Origin of the sequence: Streptomyces sp. NRRL S-118 (assembly GCF_000716335.1) — a bacterium.
In the GTDB taxonomy this organism is placed as follows: domain Bacteria; phylum Actinomycetota; class Actinomycetes; order Streptomycetales; family Streptomycetaceae; genus Streptomyces.
Window position 1 is genome coordinate 61,239 of the sequence record NZ_KL591025.1, and the last position, 20,730, is coordinate 81,968.

General features: G+C 72.7%; 18 protein-coding genes. 11 read left to right on the plus strand and 7 right to left on the minus strand.

The genetic code is table 11. The features are described 5' to 3' along the window. Positions 1 to 110: 110 nt before the first annotated feature. The 8 genes from IH00_RS0130590 (at position 111) to IH00_RS0130625 (ending at position 9,523) form a co-directional block, all read left to right on the plus strand. Positions 111 to 1,106: a methyltransferase gene (locus IH00_RS0130590; RefSeq protein WP_031079261.1), complete on the plus strand. Its 996-nt coding sequence runs from the start codon at positions 111 to 113 to the stop codon at positions 1,104 to 1,106. After that, entirely contained in the window at positions 1,103 to 1,969 is an 867-nt protein-coding gene (locus IH00_RS0130595; RefSeq protein WP_031079262.1) for an endonuclease/exonuclease/phosphatase family protein, read from the plus strand. Before IH00_RS0130590 ends, IH00_RS0130595 begins: the two co-directional genes overlap by 4 nt. A 92-nt stretch (positions 1,970 to 2,061) precedes the next feature. After that, on the plus strand, positions 2,062 to 2,649 hold the full coding sequence (locus IH00_RS0130600; protein WP_234335019.1) for a sugar O-acetyltransferase: 588 nt from the start codon (positions 2,062 to 2,064) through the stop codon (positions 2,647 to 2,649). Next, positions 2,646 to 3,506, plus strand: a complete 861-nt coding sequence (locus tag IH00_RS0130605; RefSeq protein WP_063835455.1) for an HAD family hydrolase — start codon at positions 2,646 to 2,648, stop codon at positions 3,504 to 3,506. The genes IH00_RS0130600 and IH00_RS0130605 overlap by 4 nt, the downstream gene beginning before the upstream one ends. Continuing rightward, entirely contained in the window at positions 3,503 to 5,188 is a 1,686-nt protein-coding gene (locus tag IH00_RS0130610; RefSeq protein WP_031079268.1) for a glycoside hydrolase family 13 protein, read from the plus strand. Before IH00_RS0130605 ends, IH00_RS0130610 begins: the two co-directional genes overlap by 4 nt. 136 nt (positions 5,189 to 5,324) lie before the next feature. Then, positions 5,325 to 6,230, plus strand: coding sequence for a prefoldin domain-containing protein (locus tag IH00_RS42990; RefSeq protein ID WP_031079269.1), 906 nt, complete (start codon positions 5,325 to 5,327; stop codon positions 6,228 to 6,230). A 1,282-nt stretch (positions 6,231 to 7,512) separates the two neighbouring features. After that, on the plus strand, positions 7,513 to 9,093 hold the full coding sequence (locus IH00_RS0130620) for an acyl-CoA mutase large subunit family protein (RefSeq protein WP_031079271.1): 1,581 nt from the start codon (positions 7,513 to 7,515) through the stop codon (positions 9,091 to 9,093). 28 nt (positions 9,094 to 9,121) lie between these two features. Further along, positions 9,122 to 9,523: a coenzyme B12-dependent isobutyryl CoA mutase small subunit gene (locus IH00_RS0130625; RefSeq protein ID WP_031079272.1), complete on the plus strand. Its 402-nt coding sequence runs from the start codon at positions 9,122 to 9,124 to the stop codon at positions 9,521 to 9,523. Positions 9,524 to 9,616: 93 nt separating this feature from the next. Here the strand turns inward: IH00_RS0130625 and IH00_RS0130630 are convergent, their stop codons facing one another. Beyond that, a complete protein-coding gene (locus IH00_RS0130630; protein ID WP_031079273.1) occupies positions 9,617 to 10,018 on the minus strand; it encodes a DUF3662 domain-containing protein in 402 nt (133 codons plus the stop codon). 322 nt (positions 10,019 to 10,340) lie between these two features. Here IH00_RS0130630 and IH00_RS0130635 point away from each other — a divergent pair, with 322 nt between their 5' ends. After that, positions 10,341 to 11,717 carry a serine hydrolase domain-containing protein gene (locus IH00_RS0130635; RefSeq protein ID WP_031079275.1) on the plus strand — a complete coding sequence of 459 codons (1,377 nt, stop codon included), beginning with the start codon at positions 10,341 to 10,343 and terminating at the stop codon, positions 11,715 to 11,717. 78 nt (positions 11,718 to 11,795) lie between these two features. Here IH00_RS0130635 and IH00_RS0130640 read toward each other — a convergent pair whose 3' ends face one another. From IH00_RS0130640 to IH00_RS0130650, 3 genes are all read right to left on the minus strand, one after another. Further along, positions 11,796 to 12,674 (minus strand): NlpC/P60 family protein, encoded by an 879-nt coding sequence (locus IH00_RS0130640; protein ID WP_031079276.1) that lies wholly within the window; start codon positions 12,672 to 12,674, stop codon positions 11,796 to 11,798. A gap of 184 nt (positions 12,675 to 12,858) precedes the next feature. Beyond that, a complete protein-coding gene (locus IH00_RS0130645; protein ID WP_031079277.1) occupies positions 12,859 to 16,887 on the minus strand; it encodes an nSTAND1 domain-containing NTPase in 4,029 nt (1,342 codons plus the stop codon). Positions 16,888 to 17,074: 187 nt separating this feature from the next. Beyond that, on the minus strand, positions 17,075 to 17,440 hold the full coding sequence (locus IH00_RS0130650; protein WP_031079278.1) for a hypothetical protein: 366 nt from the start codon (positions 17,438 to 17,440) through the stop codon (positions 17,075 to 17,077). A gap of 175 nt (positions 17,441 to 17,615) precedes the next feature. Between IH00_RS0130650 and IH00_RS42995 the strand changes: the two genes are divergently transcribed. Then, positions 17,616 to 17,765, plus strand: coding sequence for a hypothetical protein (locus IH00_RS42995; RefSeq protein ID WP_158828021.1), 150 nt, complete (start codon positions 17,616 to 17,618; stop codon positions 17,763 to 17,765). Positions 17,766 to 17,900: 135 nt separating this feature from the next. Further along, positions 17,901 to 19,334, plus strand: a complete 1,434-nt coding sequence (locus tag IH00_RS0130660) for a glutamate decarboxylase (RefSeq protein ID WP_031079284.1) — start codon at positions 17,901 to 17,903, stop codon at positions 19,332 to 19,334. 424 nt (positions 19,335 to 19,758) lie between these two features. Here the strand turns inward: IH00_RS0130660 and IH00_RS37900 are convergent, their stop codons facing one another. The 3 genes from IH00_RS37900 to IH00_RS0130675 are packed head-to-tail and all read right to left on the minus strand — an operon-like array spanning position 19,759 to position 20,728. After that, positions 19,759 to 19,947, minus strand: coding sequence for a hypothetical protein (locus IH00_RS37900; RefSeq protein WP_039947583.1), 189 nt, complete (start codon positions 19,945 to 19,947; stop codon positions 19,759 to 19,761). A 29-nt stretch (positions 19,948 to 19,976) separates the two neighbouring features. Then, the gene (locus IH00_RS0130670; protein WP_031079288.1) at positions 19,977 to 20,495 is read right to left on the minus strand and encodes a metallophosphoesterase family protein; all 519 of its coding nucleotides are present in this window, start codon (positions 20,493 to 20,495) and stop codon (positions 19,977 to 19,979) included. Next, positions 20,492 to 20,728 carry an acyl-CoA carboxylase subunit epsilon gene (locus IH00_RS0130675; RefSeq protein ID WP_052411754.1) on the minus strand — a complete coding sequence of 79 codons (237 nt, stop codon included), beginning with the start codon at positions 20,726 to 20,728 and terminating at the stop codon, positions 20,492 to 20,494. The genes IH00_RS0130670 and IH00_RS0130675 overlap by 4 nt, the downstream gene beginning before the upstream one ends. Between the last annotated feature and the right edge of the window lie 2 nt (positions 20,729 to 20,730).

The window sequence follows — 20,730 nt, forward strand, 5'->3', positions numbered from 1 at the left end:
CTCGGGCTGGCGGCGCGGGCGGCGGGGCGCCGGTTCCGGCGGGAGCCGCCGCCCTCCCCCGCCCCGACAACCCCATCCCCCACCCCTTCCGAGGAATTGGAGGCTTCCCCGTGATCTCTCCCCAGCCCGTGACCGATCTGATGTGGGCGCACTGGAAGACGAAGACGATGCTCAGCGCCGTGGAACTGGGTGTGTTCACCGCGCTCGCCAAGGAACCGCTGCCGGCCGCCGCGCTGTGCGAGCGCGTCGGGCTGCACCCGCGGCCCGCGGCCGACTTCCTCGACGCCCTGGTCGCCCTCGGCCTGCTCCGGCGCACCGGTGATGTGTACGCCAACACCGACGAGGCCGACGAGTACCTCGACGCCGCCAAGCCCGCCAGCTACCTGGGGGACAGCTTCCTCACCCAGTGCGCCGGCCTCGCCGACGACCTCGTCGGCGTGCTGCGTACGGGCGAGGCGTCCGGTGCGGCGCGCGACGGGCGCGACTTCTACGCCGGTACCTACGCGACCGCCGACTCCGTGCGCGCCTTCCAGCGGGACATGACCGCGCTGTCCATCGGATCGGCCCGCGCCATCGCCGAGCGGTTCCCCTGGGAGCGCTACCGGACCCTGGTCGACGTGGGCTGCGCGGAGGGCGCGCTGCCCGGCTGGCTGCTGCGCCGGCACCCCCATCTGACCGCCGTCGGTTTCGACCTGCCGCCGGCCCGGGAGGGGTTCGAGAAGTACACCGGCCGGCTGGGCGTGGCCGACCGCGTGGAGTTCTGGCCGGGTGACTTCTTCAGCGACCCGTTGCCGTGGGGTGACGTCATCGTGCTGGGCCACGTCCTGCACAACTGGGGCGAGCCTGAGAAGCTGCAACTGCTGGAGAAGGCGTACGCGGCGCTGCCGCCCGGCGGGGCCGTCCTGGTGTACGAAACACTGATCGACGACGACCGCCGGAGCAACGCCGTCGGCCTGATCCTCAGCCTGATCATGCACGCCGAAGTGCCCGGCGGATTCGACTACACCGGCGCCCAGTGCCAGGAGTGGATGCGCCGGACCGGGTTCCGCGACACCTACGTGGAGCACCTGGACGGGCCCGAGTCGATGGTGGTCGGCATCAAATGAGCCCGGCGCACCACCCTGCGGCCGAACCGGCCGGCACCGACCTGGTGATGTTCTGGAACCTGTACGAGGCCGGCATCGAGCGGCTGGACGGCCGGGACGAGCGGTGGCTGGCCCAGTGCGCGCTGGTCACCGCGTTGCGCCCGCGTGTCCTGCTCACCACGGAGGGCTGGGGCTGGCACCTGGATGGCGGGGCGCTCTTCGAGGACGCCAAGGCGGGTTTCGGGATGGACGGTGAGCTGTTCGCCGCGAAGACCGGCTGCCACCAGGCGGTGTTCTGGCAGCGCGACATCGAACCGCTGGGCACCGAGCGGCCCGCGCACGAGCTGACGCACTGGCACGGCCACGGTCTGGTCACCCTCCGCCTCCCGGGCTGGTCCGCACCGCTGCGTTTCCTCGTGGCGCACCTCGATCCGTTCAGCCCGACGGGCCGGCGGATCGAGTCCGACCATCTGCGCCGGTACGCGGACCCGTCCCTGCCGCCGCTGGTGGTGGGCATGGACGCGAACAGCCTGCCTCCGGGTGACCCGGAGCCCGACTGGAGCCGTGTGCCGCGGCACCGCCGGGGCGACCACCTGCTCGCCGCGGAGGAACGGTCCGACCGTGCGCCGCTGCGGCGGCTGCTCGGGGACCCGTCCGACCCCCTCCTCGTGGACGCGGGCGCCCTGATGGGCGACCGGTCGCCGACGTACGGTACGACGGCACCGGGCGAGGCGGAACGCCGCATCGACCTGCTGCTGCTGTCCCCGTCCCTCGTACCGGCCCTTGCCGGGTACCGCTCCCCCGATCCGTGGCCCGAGCCGCGCGGCGAGCGGCCGCCCGCCTCCGACCACCGGCCCGTCACGATCCGGCTGCGCCGCCGGTGACCGGGACGAGCCCCGGTGGGCGGCCCGGCGGTCCTCCGTCCCGGCGACCACATGACCCCGTTCCGCACCATCCCGAAAGGCAGACGACACGCGTGCGACCGACCGGACTGGACGGCGACAGCCTGGACGCCATCAAGAAGCGGCTCGGCAGCGGAGAGCTGTACCCGGCGGCCGATCCGGTGCTGCGTCCCTACCGTGCCCGCTGCATGGAACTGCTCGACAGGTTCAACAACACCGCTCTCGGTGACTTCCGCACCCGTGAAGCCGTCCTGCGGGAACTGCTGCACCGCGTGGAGCCGGGCGGGTGGGTGATGCCGCGGTTCCTGTGCGAGTTCGGGTTCTTCATCGAACTCGGCCCCGGAACCAAGATCAATTTCGATGCGATACTGCTGGACTGCGCCCCGATCGTCCTCGGCGCGGACGTGTTCCTCGGGCCCCGCTGCCAGCTGTTCACGGCGAACCATCCCTACGACCCGTCGCTGCGGCGCGAGTTGTACGAGAGCGCCCGCCCCATCACCCTCGGCGACCGGGTGTGGCTCGGTGGCGGCGTCACCGTACTGCCCGGCGTGTCGATCGGTGCGGACACCGTCGTCGGAGCGGGGAGCGTGGTCACCAAGAGCCTGCCCTCCGGCGTCCTCGCGGCGGGCAACCCGGCGCGGATCATCAGGGACGTGGCATGACGCGGCCCGGCCGCCCGGACGGCGCCCCCTCCCCCGGCTCGCCTGTTCCGGACCGGGCCCGGCCCGACGCCGCGTCCGGTGCCGTGTCCGATGCCACGTCGGACGGCGTGTCCGACGCCGTGCGCCGCGCCTCGCATCACGACGCCGTCGTCTTCGACCTCGACGGAACCCTCGTGGATTCCGTCCGCCCCGACTTCCTCGCCTGCAGCGCCCTCTTCGAGGAGTACGGCGTACGGCTGCCGCAGGATCTGTGGGCCCGCGAGGTCTGCGGCCGCCCCGAGGGCTACCCGCGGCTCTTCGCCGTGCTCCGCGACGGGTGCGGTGGTGCGCCACCGGACGAGGGCCTGCTGCGGCAGCGGCTCGCCGCGCACTGGGAGGCCTTCATGACACCCGACCGCGTGCGCCTCCTGCCCGGGGTGCGCGACGCCCTGGACAGGGCCGGTGCCGCGGGCCTGCGCCTGGCCGTCGCCTCCTCCTCGGAGGCCGGGTGGGTGCACCGGTGGCTGCGGCACCACGGGATAGGCCACCACTTCGAAGCCGTGGTCACCGGGGACGACGTCGCCCACCGCAAGCCGGCACCCGACGCGTACCTGGCGGCGGCCTCCGCCCTGGCGGTCGCACCGTCCCGGTGCGTGGCCGTGGAGGACTCGCTCACCGGTGTCGCGGCGGCGCGGGCCGCCGGTATGACGGTCGTTGCGGTACCCACCGCCCTGACCCGCGACCTGGACTACGGCTCCGCCGACCGGGTGGTGCCCGACCTGCGGACCGTCGACTTCGCCGCGCCGCTGCGCCGCGGCGCACCGTCCGCGCCCACCGCCGGTGCCGGCCGCCCGGGGACGTGCGAGGTACGGACATGACCGACGAGGCCGGAAAAGAGCGCGCGGACGCATGGTGGCGCAACGCCGTCATCTACCAGATCTATCCGCGCAGTTTCGCCGACGGTGACGGGGACGGTGTGGGTGACCTGGCGGGGGTACGGCAACGGCTGGACCATCTGGCGTCGCTGGGTGTCGACGCCCTGTGGTTCACCCCGTGGTACCCGTCCCCCATGGCCGACGGCGGGTACGACGTGGCCGACTACCGGGGCGTCGATCCGCTGTTCGGCACCCTCGCCGAGGCCGAGGAACTGATCGAGGAGGCGCGGCGGCGCGGACTGCGGACGATCGTGGACGTCGTGCCCAACCACGTGTCCCGGGACCATCCGTGGTTCCGCGCCGCACTCGCCGCACCGCCCGGCAGTGCGGAGCGGGCGTTGTTCCACTTCCGTCCGGGGCGCGGCCCCGACGGCGGTCTGCCGCCCAACAACTGGGTGTCCGAGTTCGGCGGCCCCGCCTGGACCCGCGTCACCGGACCGGACGGCTCACCCGGCGAGTGGTACCTGCACCTCTTCGCCCCGGAACAGCCGGACCTCAACTGGGCCGATCCGCGGGTGCGGGCCGAGCACGAAGCCGTGCTGCGCTTCTGGCTCGACCGGGGGGTGGCGGGGATACGCGTCGACTCGGCGACACTCCTCACCAAGGACCCCGCCCTGCCCGACCTCGTTCCGGGACGGACACCCGATCCGCACCCCTACGCCGACCGGGACGACCTGCACGAGATCTACCGCTCCTGGCGGCGGATCGCGGACTCGTACCCCGGCGGGCGCCTCCTGGTGGGTGAGATGTGGCTGTCGGATCCCGCACGCCTCGCCCGGTACCTGAGCGGGGACGAGCTGCACACCGCGTTCAACTTCTCGTTCCTCCAGTCTCCGTGGGACGCCGAACGCATCCGCGCCTGCATCGACGCGACCCTGGAGAGCCACGAGGCGGTCGGCGCTCCACCGACATGGGTGCTGTGCAACCACGACGTGACCCGGACCGTCACGCGTTACGGCCGGGCCGACACGTCGTTCGACTTCGCAGGCAAGCGGCATGCCGTTCCCAGCGACCTGGCGCTCGGCACCCGGCGGGCCCGCGCCGCCTGCCTGCTGACGCTCGCACTGCCCGGCTCGCTCTACCTGTACCAGGGCGAGGAACTGGGGCTGTACGAGGTGGAGGACCTGCCCGCCGACCGGCTGCGTGACCCGATGCACGTCCGCTCGGGAGGGACCGACCCCGGCAGGGACGGCTGCCGGGTGCCGATGCCCTGGTCGGGGACGGCGCCCCCGTTCGGTTTCGCACCCGACGGCACCGACCCCTGGCTGCCGCAGCCTGCCGGATGGGCCTCGCTCACCGTAGCGGCACAGGACGGCGCACCGGACTCCATGCTCACCCTGTACCGCTCGGCGCTGGCCCTGCGCCGGGCGGCGACCACGCGGGCGGGTGCCCCGGCCGGCGCCTCCGCCCTCCGCTGGATCCCCGCGCCGACGGGCGTGCTCGCCTTCGGCTGGGGCGACGGTCTGGTGTGCGTCGTCAACTTCACGCCCCGTCCCGTCCCACTGCCGGGCGGGCACACCGTCCTGCTCGCCAGCGCCCCGGTGGCCGACGGCACGTTGGGGCCCGACACCGCGGCATGGCTGCGCGCAGGAGGTGATGACGAGCCGCTGAGCGTTGTCATCTGACGCAACACGGCTCCGGCAGGACGAGGTCCACAACACCTTCACCGCTGTTGGCACGTTTGATCAGCCGTACCATGGATGACGCCATTCTGGGCAGCCTCACAGCATCACACCTCTGACCATGACTGGAGCCGCATCGATGGCATCGACGCCGAACGCCGCCAACAGCATCGAAACAACGACCTCACTGCTGCAGGCCGAACTCCCCGAACTGGAGCGCCACCAGCAAGCCCTCCAGGCCGAGCTGGCGGCGGTCTCCGCACGCCTCGCCTCCGTACGCAGCGCGCTGGCCGCACTGAACGACCTGGCGGGAACCGCCGTTCTTCCCAAGCCGCGCGCGGCGGAGGAGAACGCGGTCGTGGCTTCCGCCGCCGCTCCCGCCCCCGTTGCTGCGCCCACCACAACCGACTCCAACGCCGACACGGACACCGACACCGACACCGACACCGACACCGAGGATGCGCCGGCTCCGGCGGTGGAGTCCGCGCCGGAGGACGGCGTGGTCGGGGACAGCGACGACGACACGGACGCCGACGGCGCCGCCGCGACGACTGCCCCAGCCCGCACGGCACGCACCGCACGCACGGCCCGCAAGAAGGCTCCGGCAAGCGGCGGCAAGGGCAGGACGACGTCCGGCAAGCGCGCGGCCAAGCGGCCCTCGGCGGAGAAGACCGCAGCACCGGGGAAGGCGACAGCCGCGAAGAAGTCCAGCGCACCGAAGAAGACCACCGCGCGGAGGAAGACGTCGCCCGCAGCGCCTGCCGAGCCCAAGACAGCGGCTGGTTCCGCGGTGTCCGCGACCGACACCGGTGGGAACGCGAACGGCACGGCCGGCGAGAACGGCAACGGGCTCACCGAGCAGGTCGTCGCCATTCTGGCGGAGCGTGCCGACCGGCCCATGCGCGCCCGTGAGGTGGCGCAGAAGTTGGGCCGCGACGGCTCCACGAGCAGCATCAACACCGTCCGCAGCACCCTCGACCGGCTCGTTGCCACCTCGCGTGCCGCACGCGCCGGACGTGGCCTCTACCAGGCCGCGACGGGCTGAGGACGGACGGCCGTCGCGCGGCCGCGGGGCCGCGCGCCCGGTCGGGCACGTGCCTGATGCCGCCCTGTCCCTCCGCACCCCATCCGTCGCCCGTGCGGCACACGGCGGGAACAGGGCGGCCGGCCGCCGGCCGGAACCCCGGCGAAAAAATCAGCAACCCCGTGAATGCGCAGGGTGCACGGAAAAGTCCTGCACACCACTCCACCCCATGCGTTACGCGAAAAGGGCGACCGACTGCACACGTCGTCAGCCGCACGACGAACGGCATACCGCCGTTGCGTGAAACGGACCGTGGCGCGAGAAAGCCCGCGCCCTGCTGATTTCTCCGTCGTTCACCGCATGGTCGAGCCGCATCGTGGGCCGCTTCGATGACACACGTCACCACACCGAAGCAACACCGCCGACGGCTTGCCGTTCCCCCGCTCCCCCGATCGTTCGCCGCTTTCCTCAACCGGCTGACGTGAGAAGGAGTATGGCGAAGAGTGGGGGCACCGTCAAAGGCCGCTCCCCCGCGAAACCCGTGACCGCAGGCCGGCCGGCAAGCCTCGCGGCCGGACCACGCGGAAGTTACCCGCGAGTCCGTTTCGCCGTACCCTCCTCCGGGCCGACTCCCGGGAACGTTCCGTTTGTTCGCGGGCGACCTTCAGCGGTTAGGATTCTGCACTCGAACATATCGGGAAGTACCCTTTCCGCTGCGAACCCTGACCACAAGTGAGGGCACGCGCCGTTCGTATCCGTTCGCGGCCTCACCACCCAGGAGGCCTGCCGACGTACGCAGAGCCGGTAAGCAGGAAATCTTTCCTCGCCGGTAACATGAACGGAATTCAACGCGCCCGTCCGGCTGTTGACGGGGGCATTCGCAGCTTCTATGTTCTGGTTCACGCACGACAGTTCCACCATGCACACCATCGGGGGGTGGGTGCCGTCGGAAGACGGCGCCTGATGCGTCGTCGGCTCCATGCGCCGGAGACACTGCCACGTGTTCTCCCGCCGCCCGGACCACCGATGTCGTCTGCCCTGCGCGCTGCGCAGGGCGTACAGCTCGAGGCCGAGTTGCCCGGTTCCCTGTCCCGTCGCCGATCGCGACGGCACGGGCCGGGCCGTCGACTCGCGCCGCATCCGCCAGGCCCTTGCCTGCTCCCCCGCCACCGCGCCCGCTCCGTAGCGCCGAAGGCGCACCGGAACGGCGCACCACACAACAGTTCTGCCTGCCTGGCTTCGGCGAAGCCGCCGCACGCAGGACGACACCAACACTGGGGGAAACGCATGAAAGCAAGGCACCATGGTGCGCACGTCTGAGTCGGGACTGCCCATCGAGCCGGTGTACGGACCGGATGCGCTCGAGGGCTGGGACCCCGCCGAGAAACTCGGTGAGCCCGGTTCGTATCCCTTCACGCGTGGCGTGTACCCGTCGATGTACACGGGCCGGCCGTGGACGATGCGGCAGTACGCCGGGTTCGGTACGGCGACGGAGTCGAACGCCCGGTACAAGCAGCTGATCGCGAACGGGACGATGGGTCTGTCGGTCGCCTTCGACCTGCCGACGCAGATGGGCCACGACAGCGACGCGCCGATCGCGCACGGCGAGGTCGGCAAGGTGGGTGTGGCGATCGACTCGATCGACGACATGCGGGTGCTGTTCGGCGGGATCCCGCTGGACAAGGTCTCCACGTCGATGACGATCAACGCCCCGGCCGCGCTGCTGCTCCTGCTGTACCAACTGGTCGGCGAGGAGCAGGGGGTCGCGGCGGACAAGCTGACCGGCACGATCCAGAACGACGTGCTGAAGGAGTACATCGCCCGCGGCACGTACATCTTCCCGCCCAAGCCGTCCCTGCGCCTGATCGCGGACATCTTCAAGTACTGCAGGGCCGAGATCCCGAAGTGGAACACGATCTCGATCTCGGGCTACCACATGGCGGAGGCGGGTGCCTCGCCCGCGCAGGAGATCGCCTTCACCCTCGCGGACGGCATCGAGTACGTGCGGACCGCCGTCGCCGCGGGCATGGACGTGGACGACTTCGCGCCGCGGCTGTCCTTCTTCTTCGTCGCCCGGACGACGATCCTGGAGGAGGTGGCGAAGTTCCGCGCCGCCCGCCGTATCTGGGCGCGGGTGATGCGCGAGGAGTTCGGGGCGAAGAACCCCAAGTCGATGATGCTGCGTTTCCACACGCAGACGGCGGGTGTGCAGCTGACGGCGCAGCAGCCGGAGGTGAACCTGGTGCGGGTGGCGGTGCAGGGTCTGGCCGCGGTGCTGGGCGGGACGCAGTCGCTGCACACGAACTCCTTCGACGAGGCGATCGCGCTGCCGACGGACAAGTCGGCGCGGCTGGCGCTGCGTACGCAGCAGGTGCTGGCGTACGAGACGGACGTGACGGCGACGGTGGACCCGTTCGCGGGTTCGTACGTGATCGAGAGGATGACCGACGAGGTCGAGGCCGCGGCGGTGGAGCTGATGGCCAAGGTCGAGGAGCTGGGCGGGGCGGTCAACGCCATCGAGCGCGGTTTCCAGAAGAGCGAGATCGAGCGTTCGGCGTACCGCATCGCGCAGGAGACCGACAGCGCCGAGCGGGTCGTGGTCGGTGTCAACCGCTTCCAGCTCGACGAGGAGGAGCCCTACGAGCCCCTGCGCGTCGACCCGGCCATCGAGGCCCAGCAGGCCGAACGCCTCGCCAAGCTGCGCGCGTGGCGGGACGGCACACGTGTGGACGAAGCACTCACCCGGATGAAGAAGGCTGCCGAAGGAACCGACAACGTCCTCTACCCGATGAAGGACGCGCTCGCCGCGTGCGCGACGGTCGGCGAGGTGTGCGACGCGCTGCGCGAGGTGTGGGGCACGTACACCCCCACCGATGCGTTCTGAGCCTGCTGTGAGAAAGGGTGACGCAACGATGCACGACCAGATCAGGATCGTCGTGGCCAAACCGGGCCTCGACGGTCACGACCGCGGGGCCAAGGTCATCGCCCGGGCTCTGCGTGACGCCGGGATGGAGGTCATCTACACCGGCCTGCATCAGACACCGGAGCAGATCGTGAACACCGCGATCCAGGAGGACGCCCGGTTCGTGGGCCTGTCCATCCTGTCCGGGGCGCACATGACGCTCTTCCCCAAGGTGATCGAACTGCTGAAGGACCGTGACGCCGCGGACATCGAGGTGTTCGGCGGCGGCATCATCCCGGATGCGGACATCGCCCCGCTGAAGACCCTGGGGGTGGCGGAGATCTTCACGCCGGGGACGACCACGGAAAAAGTCGTGGAGTGGGTCCGCGGCCGGGTGGCCGACAGGGTCTGAGCCCTCCGTTCCCGCACCGCCGAGCACTCCGGGCGGAAGAAGGCGGGCGGAAGAAGCGGGCGGCGCCGGGCACATCCCGGTGCCGCCCGCCGCTCATGTGCCGTCCTCCAGGAGCAGGTCGGCCCTGATGCGCGGCATGGGCGCGCACGTCACCCGGTACCGGCCGTTCGGCACGTGCGCGGATCCGGTGATGTGCACGGTGAGCGGTCCCGCCCACTCGTACCCCTTCCGTTCACCGTGCCGGGCCAGTGAGTCCGTCAGCTCCTGTCCCACGGACTCGGCGTTCCGGTCCACTTCGGCATGGACGTCGTCGGCCAGTTCGACGACGTAGACGTTCGGCACCACGACACGGCTGTGACTGCACACGACCGCGTGGTCGTCGCACTCCCGGCGCAGGGCGTCCAGCACCTCCACCGGTTCCCTGCCGAAGACCTTGGCGATCAGCGTCTGCTCGAACTGCTCGATCGCGCGTTCCCACCGCTTCAGCTCTCCCATGAGTAGCGCGTGCCCGTGCCCCCGGACTTCACGCGCCCCGGTCGCGAGTCGGCTCACTTCCTGACTGGTCACGGTCAGGGGTCACCAGCGCCACGGGGCCCGCGGGGCGGCCCTGGCAAAGCCGCACCGGCAGTACTGCCGCCGGGGCGGGCACCTGGGGCCGCCCCCGCTCCAAAACCTCAACTGCCGTGCCCCATCTGACAAATGTCATGGGATTTCATGTGCACGATCGGTCCTCAGGAGGAGGGAAGGGTCGTTGCGGGGCGGTGAGGATGGTCCGGGCGCACACACCGGTGCGCCGTCGACCGTGCAGGAAGTGCTCATGGATCTCACCCCTCGTCCCGCCCGCCCCGCGCACCGCCGCGGGCTCCGTCTCACGGCGCTGGCGTCCGGCGCCGTGCTGCTGTCGCTCACCGCGGGCGCGCTCCCGGCGCAGGCGGTGCCGGTGGCGCCCGCCCGGCCGGCCGCCGTGGAGTCCACCGCCGGTCAGGGCCTGGACCACAAGGCGCTGCGGGAGTCGCTCGACGCGATCCGGCAGGCCGGCATGTACGGCACGTACTCGGCCGTCCGTGACGGCTCGGCACAGTGGCGCGGTGCCGCGGGTGTCGCCGACCTGGCCACCGGGCGTCCGGTGCGCCCGCGGTCGGAGCACCGCGTCGGCAGCATCACCAAGACGTTCACCGCCGTCGCGGTGCTGCAGGAGGTCGCCGCGGGCCGCATCGAGCTCGACGCGCCGATCGGCCGCTACCTGCCCGACCTGGTGCCGGGCGAGCACGGCCGCACCATCACCGTCCGGATGCTGCTCAACCACACGAGCGGTCTCGGCGACCACGTCCTGGGCGCCTTCCCCGGCCTGCTGGAGGACCCCGGCAAGGCCCTCGACGCCAGGCGTTTCCACCGCTTCGCCCCCGAGGAGCTGGTGCGCCTCGGGCTCGAGGCGCCCGCCGCGGCGCCGCGCGGCACGTACGCGTACTCCAACACCAATTACGTACTGGCCGGACTGCTGCTGCGGGAGGTCACCGGCCAGCAACCGGAGCGCTACATCACCCGCAACGTCATCCGCAAGGCCGGGCTCCGGCACACGTACTTTCCGCGGACGCCCTTCCTGACCGGACGGCACGCGAAGATGTACGAGTCGATGTACGGCCTGATAGAGCCCGCCCGTGATTACAGCGTCTACGACATGTCGTGGTGCGGTCCGGCCGGGTCCCTGGTGTCGACGGTCGACGACCTGAACTCCTTCTACCGGCAGCTGCTGAGCGGCCGGCTGCTCCGTCCCGCCGAACTGGCCGCCATGAAGACCACCGTCCCCACGTACGAGGCGCCGGCGGGCGAGGAGGTCGCCATGCGCTACGGCCTGGGCCTCTACACGCTGAAGATGCCCGACGGCCGGTGGTACTGGGGCCACGACGGAGGCGTCTTCGGTGCCGGCACCTGGGCGCTGTCCACGGAGGACGGCCGGCGGCAGGTCGCGATCGGCTACAACCTCATGAAGTACCAGCGCTTCGACGAGCAGGGGAACCTTCAGTCCCACCCGATCGACGAGGCGATGCTGCGCCATGTGACCCTGGCGCTCGGCGGTTCCGAGGCCGGTGCGCGGGCCCGGTCCTCCGCGCCCGCGCACGCGATGCCGCAGCCCTTCGCCGCGCCCGACAGCCTGCGCCGTCCGGGGGCCGTGCCGTCGCAGCGGCAGGGGTGACCTTCCGTCGCCCCGACGGGGCACGTTCGCGCCGGTGGCCCCCCGTGGCGGGCGCCGGCGCGAACGGCGCACGGCGTTTCAGGAGGTGCAGACCGGCACCCCGTCCAGCCATGCCGGCCCCTGGATGTAGATGTTGGTGACCCATGCCTTGTAGTCGGGCAGGTACGACCAGGCGTCGTTGGTGTAGCCGTCGGAAGTGACGAGCTCCGCGTGCTTCTGGCACTCGACGCGGATCGTCGTCGGCTGCGGGAAGGCGTAGACCCGCGCGGCCCTGGTGGACGGCTGCGCCTTGGTCCATACCCCCGTGCCCCAGGTCCGGAAGACGTGCCCGGTCACCGGACCGGTGTTGACGCGGACCGCTCCGAAGTAGTTGCTGTCCAACCGGACGTCGCTGACCATGAGTCTGGTGCCCGACTGCCTGGCCTCCACCATCCTGCCCGCACCGAGGTAGATGGCGATGTGGCGCAGGTGCTGGGATGTGCCCCAGGCGAGCAGGTCGCCGGGGAGCAGCGGGGTCAGGCCCTGGCCGGCGGTGAAGCGCGCGGCGGCGCGGTGCGTGTAGTACTGGGCGCCGGCGACGCCGTTGAGGATGTCCGAGCCGGTCGCCTCGGCATAGGCGTGGCGCACCAGGCCGGAGCAGTCGAAGCCGAGCCGTTCGGGGTCGTGCGCGCTGGCCGGGTCGTCCGGGTCGACCTTCCCGTACGTGGGCCCCGGTCGCGGGCCGTGGCCGCCGCCCCACGTGTACCAGACGTCCGCCGCGACCTGCGCGCAGGCGGCGGCGACGGCGCGCTCCGCGGTTGCGGACGCGCCCGGTGCGAGGACGGCGCAGATGCTCTCGGCGGCGGCCGCGCGGGGTGCACCGGTCGTGGGCGCGCCGGCGGCGGCGGGCAGGGGCGCCCACAGGGAGAAGGCGAGGGCGGCGAGGAGTGTGCTGATGAGGCCGGGCCGGTGACGCATACGAGGACCCCCGTGTGACGGTGCGGTGGGAGCGCCGACGTGTCGTGCGGCGCCGGACAGCAGAGTGCGGGCCTGAGTGGCGCGTGATCCAGGGGCGCGCGGCGCCCGGGTGGAACGGGCAACGGGAAACGGCCGGGAAACCCCGTACGAGCTGCGCGGGTCACCGTCGGGCCCGGCGCGGGCATCAGGGCCGGGCACAGGACCGGTGCGGGGGGACGGCGAGCCCGGGCAGGAGCGCCTGCCGCTCCCCGGGACCGATGCGGTCGCGCAGCCGGCACGTCTGCGCCAGCCGGGCACCGATGTCCAGGTTCCACAGCCGTACGGTGCCGTCGTTGCTGCTGCTGGCCACCGTCCTACCGTCGTGGGCGAAGGCGATGCCCCACACCGCGTTCGTATGCCCTGTCAGGGTCGCCCACAGCCGGCGCCCGGGCACGTCCCACAGCCGCACCGTGCGGTCGTTACCGCTGGTGGCCAGGGTGTGTCCGTCCGGGGAGAACGCGATGCCGCGTGCGGAGCCGGTGTGGCCCGTCAGCGCGGTCAGGGAACGGTGCCGCCGGGTGTCCCACAGCCGTACGGCGCCGTCGTTGCCGCTGCTGGCGAGCGTGCGCCCGTCCGGGCTGAACGCCACCCCGCGTACCGCGCCCGTGTGCCCGGCCAGTACGGCGGTCTGGCGCCGCCCGCCGACGTCCCACAGCCGCACGGTCAGGTCGTCCGCGGCGCTCGCCAGGGTGCGGCCGTCGGGGCTGAAGACGACGTCGTTGGCGAAGTCGGTGTGACCGGTGAGGACGGCGAGCGGCCGGCGGGCGGCGACGTCCCACAGCCGCACGGTGCCGTCCGACCCGGCCGACGCCAGCAGTCGCCCGCCCGGGGCGAACGCCACCGAGAAGACGGTCTCGCGGTGACCGGTGAGGACGGCGAGCGGCCGGCGGGCGGCGACGTCCCACAGCCGCACGGTGCCGTCCGACCCGGCCGACGCCAGCAGTCGCCCGCCCGGGGCGAACGCCACCGAGAAGACGGTCTCGCGGTGACCGGTGAGGACGGCGAGCGGCCGGCGGGCGGCGACGTCCCACAGCCGCACGGTGCCGTCCGACCCGGCCGACGCCAGCAGTCGCCCGCCCGGGGCGAACGCCACCGAGAAGACGGTCTCGCGGTGACCGGTGAACGCCGCCAGGACGCGGCGCCGGGCGACGTCCCACAGGCGTACGGTGTGATCGGCGTCGGCGGTGGCCAGCAGTCTCCCGTCGGGGCTGTAGGCCGCCTGCCAGATCTCGGTGAACGGGCGTGCGGTCAGGGCCGATCCGCGCAGGTCCCACAGGACGACGGACTGGTCGAACCCGGCGGTGGCCAGTACCGAGCCGCCGGCGTCGGCGGCCACCCCGAGGACGTAGTCGGTGTGTCCGGAGAGCGTCGCGGTGGGCCGGCCGCTGCGTACGTCCCACAGCCGGGTGGTGCCGTCGCCCCCCGCGCTGACGACGGTGGTTCCGTCGGGTGTGTAGGTGACCGCGTTGATGTCGTCGCTGTGTCCGGTCAGGGTCGCGGCGGGCCGCGCCGCGGCCGGGTCCCACAGCCGTACCGTACGGTCCATGCCACCGCTGCAGATCGAGCGCCCGTCCGGCGCGAACGCCACTCCCAGCACTTCGTCGGTGTGGCCGCGCAGGACGGCCAGGGGGCGGGCGCCGACGGTGTCCCACACCCGTACGGTGTGGTCGGCGCCGGCGGACACCAGGGTCAGTCCGTCGGGGGCGTAGGCGAGCGCGTTGACCTTGCCGGTGTGGCCGCGGAGGGTCGCCAGGGCGCGGTGGCGGCCGGTGGTCCGCCACAGTGCGACCGTCCCGTCGGCCCCGGCGGTGGCCAGGGAGCGCCCTCGGGGGTCGAAGGCGACGGCGCGGCTCCCGGTGGTGTCGGGCAGGACCGCTGTCGTACGGCGGCTGGTGGTGCTCCAGAGGTGTACGGGGCTGTCGGTGGCGGTGGCGGCGAGCGTGTGCCCGTCGGGGCTGAACGCGACGGAGCGGGCCCGTCCGGGGAGGGTGAGCACCGCGGACTGCCTCCGGCCCGCGACGCTCCAGAGCCGCACGGTGCCGTCGGAGCCGGCTGTGGCGAGCAGCCGCCCGCCGGGGGCGAACGCGACCGCGTTGACCGGGCCCGCGTGCCCGGTCAGACGTGCGGAGAAGTGCTGGGCCTGCGTGCTGAGCAGGGCCCCGCGTGCCTCGGTGGTCGCGGAGGTGCGGTAGGCCGCCTCGGCGAGGAGCATCGACGCCTCGGGCTGGCCCGCGGCCAGGGACGTGGACCGCGCGGCGAGGGCCTGCGAGCGGGCCACGCGCTCCTGGGCGAGGGCGCCGGCGCGCTGCTGGTACGCCAGGGCTCCGGCGGTCAGGGCGAGCGCCAGCAGGACGACGAGCGTGACCAGCATCCGCTGCTGGAGCCGGACCTGACGCCGGGCCTGCTGCGTCCGCCGCTCCTCCTCGGCCCGGCCGGCCCGGAGGAACGCCTCCTCCAGGGGGCTGAGCCGGCCGCTGCCGTCGAGTTCGCCGGCCCAGGCGCACACGGTGGCCAGCCGCGCCCCGCGGTAGAGGGCCGACGGGTCGCGGCCCTCGCGCTCCCAGGCGGCGGCCGCCTGGGTGAGCTGCTGGTGGAGGAGGAGTCCGTCGCGGTCGGCGCGGATCCAGCCGTGCAGCCGGGGCCAGGCGTGGAGGAGTGCCTCGTGGGCGATCTCCACGGTGTCGCTGTCCAGGGTGATGAGCCGGGCCCGCACGAAGGCGTCCAGGGCCGATGCGGCGCCCTCGGCGTCGGCGAGCTGCTCCATCAGGGCGGCGCGGCTCATGCGCCGCCGTGTCGCTCCGGTGCCGTCGGGGGCGCCGGTGCCGTCGGTGACGTGGACGAGCCGAACCAGGTTGCGGCGGATGGTCCGTTGCTCGGACGGGTAGAGGCGGGCGAAGACGTTCTCGGCCGTCCGGGCGATGGCGCCGTGGATGCCGCCGGTGTGCTCGTATCCGGCGACGGTCAGGGTGGAGCCCTCACGGCGCTCCCACGTGGCCATCAGCGCGTGGGAGACCAGAGGCAGCGCTCCGGACGGGGTGTGGTCGGGCGTGGCGGTCCCGGCGGCCGCGGGGTCGTCGCGCAGTCCCGCGTCGCGGAGGATCAGCTGGACGAGTCCGGGTTCGAGCGTGAGGCCGGCGCGCTCCGCGGGGCGGGTGATGGACTCGCGGAGCTCCGCTACGGACATCGGAGGCAGGAAGAACAGCCCGTCGGTGAAGACGGGGGCCAGTTCGGGGAGTTCCAGGCAGCGCCCGGAGAAGTCGGCCCGTACGCCGAGGACGACGACGGCGGCGTCGTGGCCGGTGGTCCCGGGTGCCTCGGGCCGGGCCGTGGCGAGCGTGCGGAGCACGCGGACGAAGTCGCGCCGCTCGTCCTCGTCGGAGCAGAGGGTGAACAGTTCCTCGAACTGGTCGACGAGCAGGACCGGGCGGACGGGCGGGGGCCGCCGGCCGTCGGGCCCGGGCGGGGTGGTGTCGTCGGCCCGGCGGCGGACGACGTCGAGGAGGCTCTCCGGACGGCGCCGCAGTTCCGGGGCGGTGAGGCCGGTGTCGCTCCCGAGGGCCTTGGCGGTGCGGTCGAGGAGTTCCTGGAACGGGTGGGCGGTGGGCGTGCATCCGATCACGGGCCACCGGTCGGCGCCCGGCATGGGGAAGCCGCCGTCGCGGCGGAGGGCCGGTACGAGACCGGCGTTGAGGAGGGAGGACTTCCCGGCGCCGGAGGGGGCGACCAGCATCAGCGGTCCGTTGCCGACGCGTTCGAAGACCCGCTCGACCAGCGCGGCCGTGGCACGCTCCCGGCCGAAGAACCACGCGGCCTCGTGCGGGGTGTACGCGCGCAGTCCCCGGTAGGGGCAGGGCCCGTCCAGCGGTGTTCCGGCGGCGGGGGCGTCGGCGGTTTCGGCGCCGGGCGCCGCGGATTGCCGTACCAGCCGCAGCAGGAGGCCGTCCGCCCGCAGGACTTCGTCGCAGCGGCGCGCGACATCGACGGTCGCGCGTTTGGAACCGGTCTCGATCTTGCTCAGGTAGCCCTTGCTGTAGTGGGTACGGCGGGCGAGATCGGCCAGGGACAGGCCGCGCCGGGCGCGCAGGCGCCGCAGCTGTGCGGGGAAGGACATCGCGGTGGCGTCGGGCGCCTCGTCCTGGTGATCGGTGTGCGGTCCGCTGTCCGGGTCCCCCACGGCATCCCCCCATGGCCCTGTGCGCCCTGGCATCGAGACGGCAGATGCCCAGGCTACAGCGGGGGTGGGACGGTTTGTGCACGTTACGTCCGGCGTGGCGAGAACAGGAAACGTCCGGAGCGGCGGCTCGCTGCTCCGGACGTTCCTGTTGCGGGAGGAGATGGTCGGTGTGGGGCCGTGACGGAGGTTACGGCCGGTTCAGGCGGATGGAGTTGATGGGTGTGAGGTCGGCGTACACGCCGGTCTTGGCGGCGATGGGCGCCCCGCAGCCCCCGCCGTTGTAGCCGGTGCACAGGTTCGCGGTCGCGCCGCCCGTCTGGTTGTTGAGCACCCAGTGGTTGCCGACCTGGTTGCTCAGGTTGTGCGCCCCGTAGCGGTAGAAGACGTGGGTCGGCCGGACGGCGGGGTTCTGGTTCTGCGGGTAGATGCAGACCGCTCCCTCGGGGCATCCGGCCCAGTCGGCGGCCGGCCTGGCGTCGGCCGAGGCGGTGAACACCATCACGGCCGCGGCCGCGGTGGCGAGTGCGGCGGCGCTGCGGATCATCTTGCGCATGTCGTTTCCCCCTTGCAGGTGGTGCCTTGCTGGGTCGTGCCTTGCTGGGTCGTGCCGTCGAGGCCGTGCCGCGGGGGCCGTGCCGTCGTTCCCGGCGACTTCAGGTTGCCGCCGCCGCGCACCGGGGTCGACGGGTTTCCTGTTGCCCGTCGGGCCGGCGGCCGGGAAACACCCGGTGACCTGGGAGCTCACGGCGCGGAGGTCAACACCGGGGGAGGTCCTGACCGGCGTCGGCGTCGCCATGGCCGAGCTCGGTATGGCCAAGCTCGGTACGGCCGAGCTCGGTATGTCGGCTCCGGCGGCCACGGCCGTCGCCACCGACTGAAACCGGAGTCCTTCCGCTCTCGCGCGGCCGGGCGCCCGGCCGCGTCGTGCGGCATACGGGTGAAAGCGGCGCGCCGCCGTCCCTCCCGGGGCATGAGGTCAAGGGGGGCTCCCGGTCGCTCGACGAGAGGACGCCATGGCCCTGCACCACTCCGGCGGCGGCGTGCGCGCCGCCGACCGCGACCTGGAGCTGAATCCGCTCTTCAGCAGGGAGCCGGTGACGGTGCCGCGCGACGTCCTGCCGGACACGGCGACGGACCCCGCCGTCGCCTACCAGCTCGTGCACGACGAGCTGATGCTGGACGGCAACGCGCGGCTGAACCTGGCGACGTTCGTCAGCACGTGGGCCGAGCCCCAGGCGTTGCGCCTGATGGCCGAGTGCGCCGACAAGAACATGATCGACAAGGACGAGTACCCGCAGACCGCCGAGCTGGAGATGCGCTGCGTGCGCATGCTCGCCCGGCTCTGGAACGCCGCTGATCCGCAGCGGGCACCCGGCTGCTCGACCACCGGGTCGAGCGAGGCGGCGATGCTGGCGGGGCTGGCGCTCAAGCGGCGCTGGCAGCGGCGGCGCCGGGCGGCCGGGCAGGACACGGGGCGGCCCAACCTGGTCATGGGGATCAATGTCCAGGTCTGCTGGGAGAAGTTCGCGAACTACTTCGAGGTCGAGCCCCGCTACGTGCCGATGGAGGGCGACCGCCACCACCTCACCGCGGACACCGCGGCCGCGCGGTGCGACGAGAACACCATCGGGGTGGTGGCCGTGCTCGGGTCGACGTTCGACGGCAGCTACGAGCCGGTCGAGGAGATCGCCGCCGCGCTCGACGCCTTGCAGGAACGCACCGGCCTGGACGTTCCGGTCCACGTGGACGGGGCGTCCGGGGCCATGATCGCGCCGTTCGTCGACCCCGGTCTGGAGTGGGACTTCCGCGTACCGCGGGTGGCGTCGATCAACACGTCCGGACACAAGTTCGGCCTGGTGATGCCGGGCGTGGGGTGGGCCTTGTGGCGGGATGCCGACGCCCTCCCCGACGACCTGGTCTTCCACGTCAACTACCTGGGCGGCGACATGCCGACGTTCGCACTGAACTTCTCCCGGCCCGGTGCCCAGGTGGTCGCGCAGTACTACAACTTTTTGAGGCTGGGCTTCGACGGCTACCGCAGGGTCCAGCAGACCTGCCGCGACGTCGCGACGCGACTGGCCCGGAGCATCGGCGAGCTGGGGCCCTTCGAGCTCCTCACCGACGGCGGTGAGACGCCGGTGTTCGCGTTCCGGCTGGGCGACGGTGTCGGCGCGTACAACGTGTTCGACGTGTCCGCCGGCCTGCGTGAGCGGGGCTGGCTGGTGCCCGCGTACACCTTCCCGGCCCACCGCACCGATCTCGAAGTGCTGCGCATCGTGGTCCGCAACGGCTTCGGGCACGACCTGGCCGATCTGCTGCTGGACGACCTGCGGCGGGTGGTGGGTCGGCTGGAACGGCAGGGTGGGCCACGGCGGAACGCCGACGACGCCGGCGGCTTCGCCCACGGAGCCGAGACGAAGGACCCTCAGCATTCCGGGCGGCAGTGAGATGTGCCGGCTCCTCGGGACGATCGGCGCACCGTACCGCGCCGCGCCCGCGCCGCCTTCCGGCTGCCGGCCGCCCCGGACAGTCTCCGGGACCGGTCCGGCCGCGCACCGGCGCCACGGGCGTCGGGTGCTTCGACGAGAACGGCGCCCCATGGGCCGACCGGGCGCCCGTGGCCCCTGCCCGGACCGCAGCGGCACCGCGGGCGCATGCGGGCCACTCGGGGGGCCTGGCGTCCGTCCCGGCGGTCGTGGTGACCGGCGAGCGGCCGGACGACGACCCGCGCGGCCGGCTGATGGAGCCCGGCGAGCTGCCGCGCGTCGCGCCCGGCGCGCGCACGAGCAGCCGCATCGCCCTGCCGGGCCCTCCGGCGCACCCGCCGCGAACCCGGCATGATTGGCGGGACACCGCTCCAGGTCGATACTCCTAGGAGCCGGCGCCGGGGGTGTTCTTCTTGCGTACGGATTCCTGAGCGGTCGGGCTCGGGGTGAGGCTGTCGGCCGCCTCACCGTCGTCCGTGTCGTCCGCGTCCTCGTCGAGGCGGAGTTCCGCCTCCTCGAACTCGTGCAGGACCTCGTCCTCGGCCGTCCGGGGCCGGTGCTTCGGCTCGTTCATGCGTTCCGTGTTCCTCGTGGTACGCCGTTCTAACCCGTGACCGCGCCGAGGCGGTGCAGCTCGACCCCGGCCAGCCGGCCGCCGGTCACGAGCGCGGTCATGTACGTGCGGTGGGGCTGGCGGCGCCGGTCGGTCGGTGAGCCGGGGTTCAGCAGCCGCAGCCCGCCGGGGCCCGTGGTGTCCCACGGGATGTGGCTGTGTCCGAACACCAGGACGTCGAGGTCGGGGAACCGCTGCTCGCAGCGGCGCTCGCGGCCCTGCGCGGGACCGGAGTCGTGGACGACGCCCCACCGCAGCCCGCCGAGGACGGCGCGGGCGACCTCGGGCAGCCGGGCGCGCAGGTCCGGGCCGTCGTTGTTGCCGTGGACGGCGACCAGCAGGCGGGCACGGGACTCCAGCAGATCGAGGGTCGCGGTGTCCACCCAGTCCCCGGCGTGCACGACCGCATCGGCCCGCTCCACGGCGTCGAGCAGCTCGGCCGGCAGGCTCTTGGCGCATTTCGGCACATGGGTGTCGGAGGTGAGGACCAGCCGGACCTCGTCGCTCATCGCCGGTGGTGATGGTGGTGGTGGAGGACCGCGCCGATGCGCGCCCGCCACGAGCCGGGCAGCGCGTGCGCCCTCCAGCCCCGGTCCCACTCGGCCCGGCGGGGCGCCCGGTCCGGCTCGGCTCCGGCGGCCCCGGCCGCGTCCCGGGAGGCGAGCGCGGTCAGTACGGCGGTGAGCGCGGCCAGCTCGATGGCGGTCGGCCGGCCGTGGACGATACGCAGGTGGTGCGGCATGC